Raw genomic sequence first — 14,128 nt, forward strand, 5'->3', positions numbered from 1 at the left:
ACGATGCGTGTAATGATCCACCCCGACCCCATCGCGCGCCTGCTCGCTTCGGTGGCAGACCTGCTGGCGGCTGCTCGGGCTCGCCACGAGGCCGCCGGGACCGAGGCCGCACTTCAGGCGGCAACACGCTTCGTTGACAGTTTCGATGCGCCGCCGCCGGTAGGCGCCGGCTTCAAGTACTTGCCGCCCGAGGCGCGCGCGCTGCATGCGGACGTGCTTGGCCGGCATGGCCAGGACGGTGCCACCGCGTTCCTGTTCGTCGCCCTGCTGGTGGCGCTCGAGCGCAGCCTGGCCTCACCGCGCCTGCAGCAGCTGCCAGCCCGGGTCCTGGCGCACCAGCTCAGGCATTACGAACGGATCGTGACCGATCCAGAGCCGACCATGCAGGCCTGCGTGCTGGACAGCGACCTGTTCCTGAAGGAATTCGGCCTGGCTTCGCTGCGCATGGTTGCCGCCGGCTCGAACCTGGTCGATGTCAACTCCGGCGTGGGGCGCTCCCTGTTGTGGAAAAACGGCCTGCGCGACCTGCCGCGCCGCCTGACGATCTTCGCCCGCCTTGGCGGCTTCCGCCCCTTTTTCGAGATCCACGCGCACAAGTTCCACATGGCCGAATTCAACGAGGCCGGCCGCAACGAATGCTATCGCTGCTGCGCTGAACTGTATGCGCTGCATCCGGAAGTGCGCGGCATGATGGCCGGCAGCTGGTTCTACGACCCCGTGGTGGCCCGCATCAGCCCGCGCCTGGCCTATTTGCGCGAGGTCCCGGAACGCGGCGGCGCCCATGTGCTGTTCGATTCCTTCAACGAGGAAGCGGCCGGGAATGCGGTTGCGGCCTCGGCGACGCGCCGCAAGCTGGTCGAGTCGGGCCAGTACCGGCCGGCCGGCTATGTGCTGCTGTGGCCGCGTGCGCGCCAGATCGCCTGGGCGCGGGCGGAGGGCGCGGCATGAACATGAAGTTCACGGTCCTGCGCATTGCGCGGGCCGCCGGCCTGTTCGCGCTGTTCCGCAGGCTGACCCGCCGTCACGCCCGCATCCTGTGCTACCACGGCGGCGCCCTGGGCGACGAATACCTGTTCAATGGCAAGCTGTTCTGCCGCCCCGCGATGCTGCGCCAGCGCCTCGACTGGCTCAAGGCCAAGGGCTTCGTACCGGCCAGCCTCGACCAGGTCGCTTCCGGCACCGCTGCCGCCTCCGGCATCCCGGTCGCCATCACGCTCGACGACGGCTGGTATTCGAGCGAGGCCTGCCTGCTGCCGGTGCTGGCCGAGTACGGCCATGCGCCGGTGCTTTACCTGCATACCGAGATCTGCGAGACCGGCGCGCCGGTCGCCGGCGTGGCCTTGCGCTACATCTTGTGGAAGAGCCCGCTGAAGACGGTCACGCTGCAGGGCTTCGGCGAAGGGCTCGACGGCCACCACGCGTTCGGTGAAGACGGCGCGCGCCAGCGGCTCGCGGCCCGGGCCGATGCCTGGTTCGCCTCGCTGGGGCGCGATCCGGCCACGGTGCGCGCGGCGCTCGAGCGCTTTGGCAGCGCCTTTGGCGTGACGCCGGCCGAGCTGGACCTCGATTCGCGCCGCTTCAGCTACATGCTGCCCGACGAGCTGCGCGCGGCGGCTGCGCGCGGCTGCGCGATCGAACTGCATGGGCGCGTGCACCAGTACTACCGCGGCGAACCGGAGCGCAACCTCGCCAACATCGCCGCCTGCCGCCAGCACATCCTCGACACCGGCCTGCCGGAACCGCAGCATTATTGCTATCCGAGCGGCGCGTTCGACGAGGCGGCCGGCCCCATGCTGGCGCAGGCCGGCGTGCGCACGGCAACCACCTGCATCCCTGGCCTGGTCGCGCCTGGCGACAGCACCAGGCGCTACTACCTGCCGCGCTTCCTGGACGGCGGCAATGTCGACATGATCGAATTCGAAGCGGAGATGAGCGGTGTACTCGAATTCATGCGCATGGTGACCGGCCGGCGCCGCATTCCGCGCTAGCGCCGCTCCGGCCCTTGTCCGTGCTAATTTCTTGCAAGCACGCCACGAATATCATTTGCAATTTAGTTGTAAAAATATTATTTTATTTCAATTGAATAATTAGCTGGACAGCTTGCTGCCGCCTCGTCGGTGCGCAGCGGGCCGCTACGCGTCAGCCGGAACAAGATGAATACGCCGCACAACAAGAACGTCTTATTGATCGCCTTCGAAACCCCGCCCGCGCGCAGCGCCGGCGTCCAGCGGCCGTTCCGGTTTGCCGAATACCTGCTGGAGATGGGATGGAACCCCATCATCCTCACCGCCAGTGACGACGTCTACGACCGTTTCGACCGCGAGCTGCCGGTGGCGCCGGAACTGGCGGCGCGCATTCACCGCGCGAAGGCGTGGAACATCAACAAGCTGGTCTCGGTCAGGGGGCGCTCGCCGGATGTCCTGGCGCTGCCCGACCGCTACTGGCCCTGGTATTTCAGCGCCACCCGGCTCGGCGCCACCCTGGTACGGGAACACGATATCGGCTGCATCTGGTCGACCTATCCGATCATGACCGCCCACCTGGTCGCGCGCCGCCTGGCCGGACGCTTCCAGCTGCCCTGGATCGCCGATTTCCGCGACCCGATGCAGTGCCACTACAATCCCCACTACCGCAACTTCAACGCGGTCATGTGCCACCTGGAGCGCAAGGTGATCGCATCGGCCACCAAGGTGTGCACCACCAGCGTCGAGGCGGCCCAGCTGTACCGCGCGCTGTATCCGGCGCAGCCGGCCGACAAGTTCTGCACCATCGAGAACGGTTTCGTGCCTGCCGCGCTGCCGCCTTCGTCCAGTCCGGAGCGCTTCACGCTGCTGTACAGCGGCGCCCTGTACGGCAACGGGCGCGACATCAACCGCATCTTCCGCGCCCTGCGCCTGCTGAAGGACCGCCGGCTGATCAATGCCGGCAACTTCCTGCTGCGTTTCCGCGGCAGCGCCAAGGCCGGCCGCTTCGATCCGGAACTGGCGGCGCACGGGGTGGCCGACCTGGTCGAGTTCGCGCCGCCCGTGCCCTTCCAGCAGGCCCTGGCCGAGATGCAGGGGTGTTCGGCCAACATGCTGATCCAGGACGAGATCTTCCGCTACCAGATTCCCGGCAAGCTGTACGACTATATCCAGAGCGGCAAGCCGATCCTGGCGGTGACGCCGGCCGGCAGCGCCACCGCGCGCGTCTGTTCCCGCCTGCCGCACTGCCAGCGCGCCTGGGACGACGAGGAGCTGGCGCGGGCGATCGCCGACATCATGGAGGCGCGCGTCCCGGCTTCCCTGCCGCCACAGGCGGTGGAGGAGTTCAGCCGGCGCGCGCGCGCCACAGCGCTGGCCGGGCTGATCGCGGACCTGGTGGCGCCGGCCGGCAAGCCGGCCTACTGCTGATCCCTGTTCCCATCACCTTCATATCGACCGACATGCACGCCATCAAGGATATCCGCCAGGCCTGGACCCAACTTCGCAGCGCCAAGGATGCGCCGGCCCATCTGCCGATCGCAAGGCAGCTGCTGGAAATGGGCCTGCTGCTGGCGTTGCGCGGGATCGGCCCCGGCTACTACCTGAAGGCGCGCTGGTGGCGTCCGTCGGTGCCGTTCGCGGACAAATGGGCGCACATGAACCGCAAGGAATACAACGCCTTCATCGACCGCTGGAACGCCCGGCCATATCAGAAAGCGTCGCAGCACAAGGTGATCGAAAAGGCCGCCCTGCAGCTGGTGAAGGTGCCGACGCCGGAATTCATCGGCTTCCTGCACCCGCAGCGCGGGGCCGGCGCCGATGGCCGTCCCCTGCGCGCGCTGGACGACCTGGCGCGCCTGTGCCGCGAACTGGTGGGCCGCAAGATCTGCCTGAAGCCGGTGGAAGGCTATGGCGGCGCCGGTTTCGCGGCCTACCGCATCGAAGCGCGCGCGGGCGAACCGGTGTTCGTCCATCCCTTCAGCGGCGCCGAGCGTTCCCTCGGCGACTGGTGGCAGGCGGCGCAGGCCAACCCGGAAGGCTATATCGTCGAACACTACCTGGAGCAGCATCCGACGCTGGCCACGATCCACCCGAACTCGGTGAACACCCTGCGCATCTGGCTGTACCAGGCACGTGGGGAGGTCAGGATCGCCGGGGCCTTCCTGCGCGTCGGACGCCAGGGCAGCATGGTGGACAATACCAGCAGCGGCGGCATCTATTGCCCGGTGCGGCTCGAGACGGGGGTATTGCGCTGCGCGGCCAACGCGAAGAACCCCTTGCAGACCATGGAGCGCCATCCGGACACGGGCGCCCAGATCAGCGGCGTGCAGCTGCCGTTCTGGCGCGAGTGCCAGGAAGTGGCGGCGCGCGCCCTGCAGGCCTTCCCGCATGTGAACGTGGCCGGGGTCGATGTCGCCATCGGCGTGGATGGGCCACGCATGATCGAGCTGAACGTGCGGCCCGACCAGATCGGCTGCGCCCGCATCAACCTGCCGCTCAAGCACGTCGAGCGCTGGATGCGCGGCGCCTAGCCTGGCGCGGCGCTCAGCGCACCAGGTTGACCCTTACCCCGATCTTCCCAAGCAGGTTCTCGAGCTGGCCGAAGGCATGGCGTTCGGCCCCGCCCGGACGCGACCACAGGCGCCACAGCACATAGGCCGTCACCACATATACCAGTGCCCCGACGGCGGCGCACAGCAGCAGGGCCAGCACATAATCCAGCGTCACATGGCGCAGCACCAGCTGGCTCTTGACCGCCAGGACCGCGGCCGCCATCACGGCCGACGCCAGCAGCGGCCGCACCAGCGGGCGGCAGAACTGTGTCGCGCTCAATCCCAGGCAATGCGCCACCATGCCCTGGTTCACCGGGATCATCGCGATCGCGGTGCCGAGCGAGGCCCAGGCCGCGCCCATCGCGCCCCAGTGCACGATCGCCGGATAGGACACGCCGAGGAAGATCACCACCTGGATGCTCATGATGATGGTGCTGCGGCGCGGCTGGCCCATGGCCAGGTAGACGTAGGGGATATTGGTCTGCAGCGCGCGGATGACACCGTACACGGCAAGCACCTGGATCAGCGGAATGGCATCCAGCCATTGCCAGCCGAGCGCGGACGGCACCAGCAGGTCGGCCACGATGCACACGCCGACGCCGGCCGGGATCGCCACCATGGAGATCGAGGCGATCACCTTGAGGAAGGTGTCGCGCAGGGTCGGCAGGTCGTGGGCCGCCTTGGCATAGCCGGGGAAGGCGGCGCGGTTGATTGGCGCCACCAGCTCGTTCGAGGGCATGGTCGCGATCTCGGCGGCGATCGAATAGGTGCCGACCCACTGCGCGCTGGTCAGGCGCGCCAGCAGGAAGGGCGTCGCGCGTCCGCTCAGGAAGCCGAGCAGGTTGTTCGCGATGAGCCACTTGGAGGTATGGAACAGTTCCAGCTTCGCCTTCATCGAGAAGCGCGGCCGGTAGGTGCTCATGTAGTAGGACAGGGCCACCGACAGCGCGGTACTGGCCAGCTGGCCGATCACCAGCGCCCAGTAGTTCTGCAGGTAGAGCGCGAGCGGGATCGTCACCACCAGGCTGGACAGCCGCTTGCCCAGCAAGAACTTGAACTCGCGGTCGAAACGCATCTCGCGCCGGAAGGCCACCGTGCCGACGTTCGAGAAACCGTCGAGCGCGAAGCCGAAGGCCAGCGCGTAGACCACCATTTCCAGGCGCGGCTCGCGGTAGAAGTCGGCGGCGAACGGCGCCAGCGCCGCGAGCACCAGGCCGCACACCGTGGCGAACAGCACGGTAAACGTCCAGGCCGTATCGAACTGGTCACGCCCGGCATCCGGGTTCTGGATCAGGTGCACTTCGAAGCCGAAGGACACCAGCAGCTGCATGGCGGCCACCAGCACCATCGACATCGATACCAGGCCGAAGTCTTCCGGGGCCAGCATGCGCGCCAGCACCAGGGTGCTGATCAGGCCGATGCTGCGGTCCGCCATCTTGAAGGCGATCATCCAGGCCGCGCCGTTGGCGATCTGGGAATTGAGGCTGCGTTTCTTGACTGCGGGTTTCATCTGGTTCTCTGCATCTGCTTGTGCGGCTTCGCCGTGGGCGCCGTCCTGCTCCTTGCCGCTCATGCCGACAGCCAGCGCAGCAGGCGCAGGCCGAACATCAGCGGGGTCTTGTCCCAAGGCCGGCTGCGCGCCAGCTGGTAGCGGTCGTCGCTGCGCGTGATCGAGCCGGGCACGGTGGTGAAGGCGGCGCTGAAACCGGCTTCGCGCGCCATGGACGCATGGCGCGCATCGAAATCCTTGCCGGTCTTGCCGTTCGGGTAGGCGAACAGGGTCACCGGCTTGCCGAGGACCACCTCGAGCTGGCGCTTGCTGTCGATGATTTCGCGGCGCGCGGTATCGTCGTCCAGGCTGGTCAGGATCGGATGGGTGACGGTATGGGAACCGATCTCGATGCCGTTGCGGTCGAGCTCGAGCAGCATGTCGGTGGTTAGCATCAGGCCGTGCGCCAGGTTGTCGCCGACCAGTGACTCGAGCCGTTCGATCAGGGCATGGCGCGCGGCCGGCGGCAGGTATTTGGAGGCCTCGGTCAGCGCATCGAGCGAGGTCCTGCGCTCGGCGAGGCTGTGCAGCGGATAGCTGCCCAGTCCCAGGTCGCGCAGGTCGAGCTGTCCGGCGGGCAGGCCCTGCACCGCTTCGATGATGCGGTCGTTCCACATATTCCGTTCGCCGACATAGCCGCTGGCCACGAACACGGTTGCCGGCAGCTTGAATTCCTTCAGCACCGGCAGGGCCAGGTCGTGCACGGAACGGTAGCCATCGTCGAAGGTGATGCAGATCGAGCGCGGAGGCAGGCGGCCGGCGTCGAGCGCGGCCAGGGCGTCGGGCAGCGCCATCACGTTGAAGCAGCGTGCCAGCAGGGCCATCTGCCAGCGGAAGGTGGCGACGTCGGGTTCTGAATCGAGCATGGGATCGGGCGCTGCCAGGATGCGGTGGTAGTTCACCACACACAGCCGGTTTCCGCGTCCGGCCAGGGCGAGCGTGTCGCCGGCGGAACGGAGCACGCGTTCGGTCATGCTTGAAGGGTAAGGAGCTGTCATTGGCGGACGTCGCTATTTGTTACTGGCGTTGATGACTGTTGCTTGAGAGCGGCAGGCAGGACACGTGCCTCGAGCAGAATAAGCAGGGCAATGATCGCGTAGAATAGCTCGAAATAGGCAAAACTAAGCGCTGCTCCACCCAAAGCGAATGCAAACAAGCATAATTGAAGCATGGTCGACAGGGAGCTGATCCATGCTGGGCCGTTTAATCGTCGAACCTTACGCGTGATACGTCCCGCCTTCATAAAAGCGCCACCAAGACAAGCTAGGAAAATCGCCAAGCCCGCGAATCCCTGCTCGCCCAGCACTTGGAAATAGATACTATGGGCAGCGCGGCCGAATTTAGTATTAGGAAGAGCGTCTCCTGTATAAAACCAATCATATTGGAAAAAATGCTGGGATAAGGAAGACCATACAGGGAAATATTCCAAAGATTTAAATCCACCACCAAAGAAAGGATTTTGCATCGCAAGAATAAAACTCAGTTTCCAGGCAACAACTCTTCCCATGAATGACGCATCATCATCAGCTGCGTTAATTGTATCCATACGCGAAATCCACTCGGCCGAAACTAGCTGCGCAAGACCTAAGATTAAGATTCCGCTCAGTATTAAGAATATGAATTTGTGTTTGGATTTAAAGAAAAAATATGCTCCGAACCCAGCAAGTGCAATAAATCCACCTCGGGACTGTGTGCCAATAATGCCAGCCACTAACAAGCCCATTGTGCCTAAAAGTCCGATCGCAATCACGCGAGACCGATTTCGATACTCGCCAAGTAAGTAATAGCATATAGGCAACGTCATCACAAAGGCAACGGCTAGCTCGTTGCGATCACCTAGTACATGACCTGACAGTCCTGAAATCTTGTGGCCTCCGCCGCTAGCTACAAACTTAAGTGCTTCAAGGTTCGCGTAAAAACCAACCGATAACACAACACACCATAAGAAGAAGTCAATGTGAAGTTTTTTGTTCAGTACTAGTATTACGAACAAAAATAAAGTAATAACTTTCGAAAACCGCACCCAAATATCCCATGATCTCTCCGGAAGTCCTACGGACATCGCTGTGGACACTGTCGTCCAAGCAAAAAATAAGAGTACGAGGGCACCAAGGCCGCCTAATACGAATTTTGGTTTGTCTTTGCTTAGAAGATAGCTAAGGATAGCGAAAGAAGTGAACAGCAAGTTGTAGCGTAGATTGCCAGCCATGCCATAAACCCAAGCGTTCGGGAAGAACAGTGCAGTCCAGATCCATAGGCCAATGCCTATGAATGGTCGCTTGATCGTGGCATAAATGACGAACGGTAGTATGCTAAGCAGGACGAGGTCACGCATCGTTCAGTTCCGCCCCCGTGTCTGAGCATGGGTATCTACTTTTGTTTCATCCCTGTCCTTGCGTAGTGCCCAGTAGCAGGCGAAGACAAGTGCAAACAGGTCGAGAGCCCAGAGAATTGATTCCATCGTCTTTGCGGGTAAACCCGTCAGCAGGCAAACGCCCGCGACGGCTGGCGCAGGCGCCGGTTGAGGATATCGTCGAACAGCGCCAGCTGGCCGGCCGTGGTGTCGTCCCAGCTGAAGCGCTCGGCGTAGCGGCGGGTGGCGGCGCGGTCGGGATACTGTGCGCGCAGCGCAGCGACGGCGTCGGCCACGCCCTGCGGCGTACGCTCGGCCATCAGCACGCCGGCTTCCGGCGCGGCCACCACTTCCGGGGTGCCGTACACGCGGCTGGCCACCACCGGGGTGCCGCAGGCCATCGATTCGAGCAGCACGTTGGCCCAGCCTTCACGCGAGGAGGCCAGCACCAGTGCGTCGGCGGCGCCGTAGTGCGCGCGCAGTTGCGCCTGCGGCACCGCGCCCAGGAAATCGACCCGTCCTGACACATCCAGGCGCGCGGCCAGGTCATGCAGCATCTGGCGGTTCGGGCCGTCGCCCGCCACCACCAGGCGCACGTCCGGCAGCAGCGGCAGGGCGCCGATGATCAGCTCCTGCGCCTTGACCGGCACCAGGTGTCCCACGGTCAGCAGGGTGAAGGGCTGGCCGGCGACGCGTTCGGTCGGCCGGAACAGCTGCAGGTCGACGCCGTTGCGCAGCGAAGTCACGCGCTGCGCGTCCACGCCCAGCGCCACGACTTCGTCGCGCAGCGCGTTGCAGACCGTGATCACGTGGTCGGCGCGGCGCGCGGCCCACAGGATCATGCGGCGCGGCAGGGGGAAGGTCGGCAGCAGCGTGATGTCCGAGCCGCGCGCCGTGATCACCAGCGGCTTGTTGAAGTGGCGTGCCAGCATCGCCGCGGCTACGCCGTCCGGATAAAAATAATGGGCATCGATCAGGTCGAAGTCGAACCCCTCGTCGATCAGGCGTCCGATGGCCGGCTTGACCGCCTGCGCCAGCAGCAAGGGCGCGACGTTCATGCCAATCTTCGGCAGCACCGGGTAGCGCGGGTGGAGTACAGGGATCCCGTGGCGGTTCTCCGCGCGCGGCACCCGCGCCAGCCTGGCGTGCTCGCCGAAACGCGGGTTGGACGAGGGGAACCAGCCGACCGGCGCCATCACGCGCGCGTCGACCCGGCCGCTGGCGACCAGGTGGCGCAGGCGGGTTTCGACGAAGATGCCGTGGCCGGGCTTTTCCGTATTCGGGAACAGGGTGCTGAAAGTCAGGATCTTCATGCAGCCTGCGATTCCACGGAACGGCCCGGCGCCTGCCTGGCAAGGCGGCCGTAGATGGCCTGGTAGCGCGCCACGCTGACCCGCCAGTTGCGCTCGCTCTCCACGTAGTGGCGCCCGGCCGCGCGCAGCGCCGGCCACAGGGTCTCGGCGCGCAGCAGGGCGCCGACCTTCTCGGCCAGCGAGGCCGGGTCGTCGGCCTTGAACAGCACCCCGGTCTTGCCGTCGGCGATCAGCTCGAGGTGGCCGCCGACGTCGGACGCGGCCAGGATGCGCCCCTGCGCCATCGCCTCGAGGGGCTTGAGCGGGGTGACCAGGTCGGTCAGGCGCATCGACAGGCGCGGGTAGACCAGCACGTCGAGCAGGTCGTAGTACTTCTGCACCTGGTCGTGCGGCACGCGGCCGGTGAACACCACCTTGTCCAGGATGCCGAGGTCCTGCGCCAGCTGGCGCAGCTGGGCGTCCTGCGGACCACCGCCAACCAGCAGCACGCGCAGGTCCGGCGCGTCCTGCACCAGCTGCGGCACCGCGCGCAGCAGGATGTCCAGGCCCTCGTAGGCGTAGAAGGAGCCGATGAAGCCGACCAGGCGCGCACCCTGCAGGCCGAGCTGCGTCCTGAGTTCCTGGTCGGCGCTGCCGCCGACCGAGAACTTGTCGATGTCGACCGCGTTCGGGATCACCGTGACCTTCTCGGCCGGGATGCCGCGCGCGACGATGTCGCGGCGCAGGCCTTCGCAGATGGTGGTGACGGCGTCGGCGCGCCGCAAGGCCCAGGTTTCCAGCGCGCGCGTGGCGCGGTAGCGCAGGCCATTTTCGCTGCTGGTGCCGTGGTCGACCGCGGCGTCTTCCCAGAAGGCGCGCACTTCGTAGACCACCGGGATGCCGAAGCGCTTGCCGGCGCGCAGCGCGGCGACCGCGTTCAGGCTCGGCGAGTGCGCGTGCAGGATGTCGGGTTTGACTTGCGGGATGATCTCGGCCAGGCGCCTGGTCAGGCCGTCGATGACGGCCTTCTGGTTCAGCACCGGCAGCCTGGCCAGCGGGCCGGTCGAGACCGGGGTGCGGTAGAAGTGCAGGCCGTCCACCGTTTCCTCGCGTTGTTCGCCCGAGTTCTGCTTGGCGCCGGTGACGTGGAAGGTGTCCCAGCCGAGCGCGCGCTGCTCGCGCAGGATCGAGCGGGTACGGAAGGTGTAGCCGCTGTGCAGGGGGATCGAATGATCCAGGACGTGAAGGACTCGCATGTCTTGTGTTCCGGTTGCGCTGTTCGTGTGTGGGTCTGGCTCAGGCGGCGGCCGCGATGGCGGGCGCCATGTCGCCTGCCGTGGCGCCGTTCTTGCGCAGGAAGGCGTCGAACATCAGCACCGACCACAGCGTCGTGCTGTGGTCCTTGGCCGAGGACTGGTGTTCGTCCACCATCTGCTTGAGGAAAGCGGGGTTGAAGATACCGGTGTCGAGCAGGGCCGGATTGAGCACCGCGCGCCGCATGGCCTCGCGCAGCGGACCGCGCAGCCAGGCCGCCAGTGGAATCGAGAAACCCTGCTTCTTGCGGTACAGGATGTCGTTCGACAGGTAGGGCTGCAGCGCTTTCTTGAAGATGTGCTTGCCCTCGCCGTTGCGCAGCTTGCTGTTCGAGGGCAGTCCCGAGACCCATTCCACGAAGCGGTGGTCGAGCAAGGGCACGCGCACTTCCAGCGCGTGCGCCATGCTGGCGCGGTCGACCTTGGTCAGGATGTCGCCCGGCAGGTAGGTCTTCATGTCGAGGTACTGGATCAGCGACAGCGGGTCGTCGGTCGGCGCGTTTTTTGCATAGCCGCGCATTACCTCGACCGCGCGGTAGCCCTGCAGTTTCTGCTTGAAGCCGTTCGAGAACAGCTGGCTGCGGATACGGTCGTTGTTGATCGACACGCCGTGGAAGTAGCCCTCGGTAAGGTCGCGCGCCAGCGCCTCGAAGGTGGTCTTGGCGCGGAACATGCGCGGCGCCCAGTCGGCCTTCGGATAGACCGCGCCCAGCACGCCGAACACCGGCTTGCGCACTGCCAGTGGCAGCAGCGAGCGCACCCGGTGTTCGCCCATCGCCATGCGGTGGCGGCGGTAGCCGGCGAAGTTCTCGTCGCCGCCGTCGCCCGACAGCGCCACCGTGACGCGCTTCCTGGCCAGCTGGCAGACGCGGTAGGTCGGGATCGCCGAGCTGTCGGCGTAGGGTTCGTCGTACAGCGCGGCGAGGGTGTCGAGCAGGCCGTAGTCGTCCTTGTCCACCGTCTCGCACTGGTGCTTCGTCTTGTACTGCTCGGCCACCTGGCGCGCGTACTCCGACTCGTCGAAAGCCGGGTCGTTGAAGGCGATCGAGCAGGTATTGACCGGGCCCTCGGTGACGCCGGCCATCATGGCCACCACCGCGCTCGAATCGACGCCGCCGGACAGGAAGGCGCCCAGCGGTACGTCGGCGATCAGGTGGCTCTGCACCGCTTCACGCAGGCGCTCGATCAGCTGCGCTTCCATGTCCTGCTCGCTCATGGCGCCGTGCGGCTTGAACGGCACGTCCCAGAACTGCTTCGGCGCCGGCAGCGGCTGGCCCACGCGCAGGGTCAGGGTGTGGCCCGGCTGCAGCTTCTTCGCGCCGGTGAAGATGGTGCGCGGTTCGGGCACGTAGCCGTAGGCGAAGTATTCCTCGACCGCCAGCGGATCGATCTCGCGCTTCAGGCCTGGAAGGGTCAGGAGCGACTTCAGCTCGGAGCCGAAGGCGAACATGCCGTCGTCCAGCAGCGCGTAGTGCATCGGCTTGATGCCGATGCGGTCGCGTGCCAGGAACAGGGTCTGGCGCGGGCGGTCCCAGATGGCAAACGCGAACATGCCGCGCAGGTGGCCGACGCAGTCCTCGCCCCATTGCTCGTAGGCATGGACGATGGTTTCGCTGTCCGACGGGGTGCGGAACACGTGGCCCAGGCCCTGCAGCTCGGCGCGCAGCTCGCGGTAGTTGTAGATCTCGCCGTTGAATACCAGGGCAATGCTCTCGTCCTCGTTGAACTGGGGCTGCAGGCCGGCTTCGAGCGCGATGATCGACAGGCGGCGGTGGCCGAAGGCCAGGCCCGGCTCGAGGTGCAGGTCGCCTTCCACCGGCCCGCGGTGGAACTGGCTCTCGTTCATCCGGTGCAGTACGTCGCGATCGATGGCGCGGCCGCCCTGCATGTCAAAAATTCCTACTATTCCGCACATGGGGTGATCGCCTTATTTGGGGTACTTGGTGTTGTCTTGGTCTGGCACAGCTCGTCGTACAGGGCAACGTAGGCGGCCAGCATCGCATGCATGCTGTATTGGTGTTCGACGCGCGCGCGGCCGGCGGCGCCGTGGCGGCGCGCCAGCGCGGGCTCGCGCACATAAGTGGCGATCGCGGCGGCGAGTGCGTGCGGATCGCGCGGCGGCACCAGGCTGCCGCTGACGTCCTGTTCGACCAGGTCGGGGATGCCGCCGACCGCGGTGGCGGCCACCGGCAGGCCGCTGGCCATCGCTTCGAGCAGGGTGACCGGTGTGCCTTCGGCGATCGAGGACAGCGCGAACAGCGAGAAACTGCGCATCACCGGCGCCACGTCGCTGCGCGCGCCGGCGAACCAGACGCTATCCTGCAGGCCGCTGGCGGCCACCTGGGCCGCCAGGGCCGAGCGCAGCGGGCCGTCGCCGACCAGCACCAGGCGCAGCGGTGCCTGCGGCAGCTGGCGGCGCAGGATGGCGAAGGCCTCGACCAGGGTGGCCTGGTCCTTGACGTCCTGCAAGCGGCCGACGGTGCCGATCACGAAGGCGGCCGGGTCGTCCTGCCAGGGTTCGGCCGCATCGTTCACACCCGGCACACTGGGGCGGAAGCGTTCGGTGTCCACGCCATTGTCGATCAGCTGCAGCCTGGCGCGCGGAATGCGCACTACGCGCTCCAGCCAGCCGTGCAGGTCGCGCGAGACCGGCACGTAGCGGTCGATGCAGGGCGCCAGCAGGCGCCGCAGCAGGTTGTGCTTCGGGTTCACGCCTTGCGGGTCGCGTGCGTCGCGGCCATGCTCGGCGTGCACGCGCACCGGCACGCCAGCCAGCCAGGCGGTGGCCGCGTACTCGATGGTGCCGAGGTTGTAGGTGTGCAGGATGCGCGGGCGCAGTCGGCGCAGCAGCCGGAACAGGTCGGCGTGGGTGCCCAGGCCGAGGCCGGCCGGCTTGTGCAACGCGAACAGGGCGACCCCGGGACGCGTGATGCGCTGGGCGAAATCGGTGTAGTCGGTCAGGCAGATCACGGCGTGGCGGTAGCGGCCGGGCGGCATGCGGTTGATGGTATCGACCAGCAGCGTCTCCAGGCCGCCGATGTCCAGGCGGTAGATCAGGTGCGCGACCAGCGGCGGCTGCGGCGCGGTGTCCGGCATGGACTTCAT

11 protein-coding genes are annotated in these 14,128 nt (G+C 66.0%); 4 read left to right on the forward strand and 7 right to left on the reverse strand.

Annotated features, from left to right (window positions below; genetic code table 11):
* Positions 1-3: 3 nt before the first annotated feature.
* From LE190_RS07940 to LE190_RS07955, 4 genes are all read left to right on the forward strand, one after another.
* On the forward strand, positions 4-948 hold the full coding sequence (locus tag LE190_RS07940; protein ID WP_225238220.1) for a hypothetical protein: 945 nt from the start codon (positions 4-6) through the stop codon (positions 946-948).
* Positions 945-1,988 (forward strand): polysaccharide deacetylase family protein, encoded by a 1,044-nt coding sequence (locus LE190_RS07945; protein ID WP_225238221.1) that lies wholly within the window; start codon positions 945-947, stop codon positions 1,986-1,988. Before LE190_RS07940 ends, LE190_RS07945 begins: the two co-directional genes overlap by 4 nt.
* 165 nt (positions 1,989-2,153) lie before the next feature.
* A complete protein-coding gene (locus LE190_RS07950; RefSeq protein ID WP_225238222.1) occupies positions 2,154-3,392 on the forward strand; it encodes a glycosyltransferase in 1,239 nt (412 codons plus the stop codon).
* A 32-nt stretch (positions 3,393-3,424) separates the two neighbouring features.
* The gene (locus LE190_RS07955) at positions 3,425-4,495 is read left to right on the forward strand and encodes a sugar-transfer associated ATP-grasp domain-containing protein (RefSeq protein WP_225238223.1); all 1,071 of its coding nucleotides are present in this window, start codon (positions 3,425-3,427) and stop codon (positions 4,493-4,495) included.
* A gap of 13 nt (positions 4,496-4,508) precedes the next feature.
* On the opposite strand, the gene LE190_RS07960 is transcribed toward LE190_RS07955, so the two are convergent.
* The 7 genes from LE190_RS07960 to LE190_RS07990 form a co-directional block, all read right to left on the reverse strand.
* Positions 4,509-6,089 (reverse strand): lipopolysaccharide biosynthesis protein, encoded by a 1,581-nt coding sequence (locus LE190_RS07960; RefSeq protein WP_225238224.1) that lies wholly within the window; start codon positions 6,087-6,089, stop codon positions 4,509-4,511.
* Positions 6,086-7,027, reverse strand: coding sequence for a polysaccharide deacetylase family protein (locus tag LE190_RS07965; RefSeq protein ID WP_224943672.1), 942 nt, complete (start codon positions 7,025-7,027; stop codon positions 6,086-6,088). The genes LE190_RS07960 and LE190_RS07965 overlap by 4 nt, the downstream gene beginning before the upstream one ends.
* A 32-nt stretch (positions 7,028-7,059) precedes the next feature.
* A complete protein-coding gene (locus tag LE190_RS07970; protein ID WP_225238225.1) occupies positions 7,060-8,400 on the reverse strand; it encodes a putative O-glycosylation ligase, exosortase A system-associated in 1,341 nt (446 codons plus the stop codon).
* A 146-nt stretch (positions 8,401-8,546) separates the two neighbouring features.
* Positions 8,547-9,731, reverse strand: a complete 1,185-nt coding sequence (locus LE190_RS07975; protein ID WP_225238226.1) for a glycosyltransferase family 4 protein — start codon at positions 9,729-9,731, stop codon at positions 8,547-8,549.
* Positions 9,728-10,966: a TIGR04063 family PEP-CTERM/XrtA system glycosyltransferase gene (locus LE190_RS07980; protein WP_225238227.1), complete on the reverse strand. Its 1,239-nt coding sequence runs from the start codon at positions 10,964-10,966 to the stop codon at positions 9,728-9,730. The genes LE190_RS07975 and LE190_RS07980 overlap by 4 nt, the downstream gene beginning before the upstream one ends.
* A 40-nt stretch (positions 10,967-11,006) precedes the next feature.
* On the reverse strand, positions 11,007-12,938 hold the full coding sequence (locus LE190_RS07985; protein ID WP_225238228.1) for an XrtA/PEP-CTERM system amidotransferase: 1,932 nt from the start codon (positions 12,936-12,938) through the stop codon (positions 11,007-11,009).
* Complete coding sequence (locus LE190_RS07990) at positions 12,926-14,128, reverse strand: TIGR03088 family PEP-CTERM/XrtA system glycosyltransferase (RefSeq protein WP_225238229.1); 1,203 nt, start codon at positions 14,126-14,128, stop codon at positions 12,926-12,928. Before LE190_RS07990 ends, LE190_RS07985 begins: the two co-directional genes overlap by 13 nt.

The sequence above is a fragment of the Massilia hydrophila genome, assembly GCF_020208145.1.
Taxonomy (GTDB): domain Bacteria; phylum Pseudomonadota; class Gammaproteobacteria; order Burkholderiales; family Burkholderiaceae_D; genus Telluria; species Telluria hydrophila.

What these genes read in the sequence shown, in the direction of transcription:
- LE190_RS07980 (WP_225238227.1), bottom strand. Translation starts at nt 10,966, where the DNA reads ATGCGAGTCCTTCACGTCCTGGATCATTCGATCCCCCTGCACAGCGGC.
- LE190_RS07970 (WP_225238225.1), bottom strand. Translation starts at nt 8,400, where the DNA reads ATGCGTGACCTCGTCCTGCTTAGCATACTACCGTTCGTCATTTATGCC.
- LE190_RS07975 (WP_225238226.1), bottom strand. Translation starts at nt 9,731, where the DNA reads ATGAAGATCCTGACTTTCAGCACCCTGTTCCCGAATACGGAAAAGCCC.
- LE190_RS07955 (WP_225238223.1), top strand. Translation starts at nt 3,425, where the DNA reads ATGCACGCCATCAAGGATATCCGCCAGGCCTGGACCCAACTTCGCAGC.
- LE190_RS07985 (WP_225238228.1), bottom strand. Translation starts at nt 12,938, where the DNA reads ATGTGCGGAATAGTAGGAATTTTTGACATGCAGGGCGGCCGCGCCATC.
- LE190_RS07940 (WP_225238220.1), top strand. Translation starts at nt 4, where the DNA reads ATGCGTGTAATGATCCACCCCGACCCCATCGCGCGCCTGCTCGCTTCG.
- LE190_RS07990 (WP_225238229.1), bottom strand. Translation starts at nt 14,128, where the DNA reads ATGAAGTCCATGCCGGACACCGCGCCGCAGCCGCCGCTGGTCGCGCAC.
- LE190_RS07950 (WP_225238222.1), top strand. Translation starts at nt 2,154, where the DNA reads ATGAATACGCCGCACAACAAGAACGTCTTATTGATCGCCTTCGAAACC.
- LE190_RS07960 (WP_225238224.1), bottom strand. Translation starts at nt 6,089, where the DNA reads ATGAGCGGCAAGGAGCAGGACGGCGCCCACGGCGAAGCCGCACAAGCA.
- LE190_RS07945 (WP_225238221.1), top strand. Translation starts at nt 945, where the DNA reads ATGAACATGAAGTTCACGGTCCTGCGCATTGCGCGGGCCGCCGGCCTG.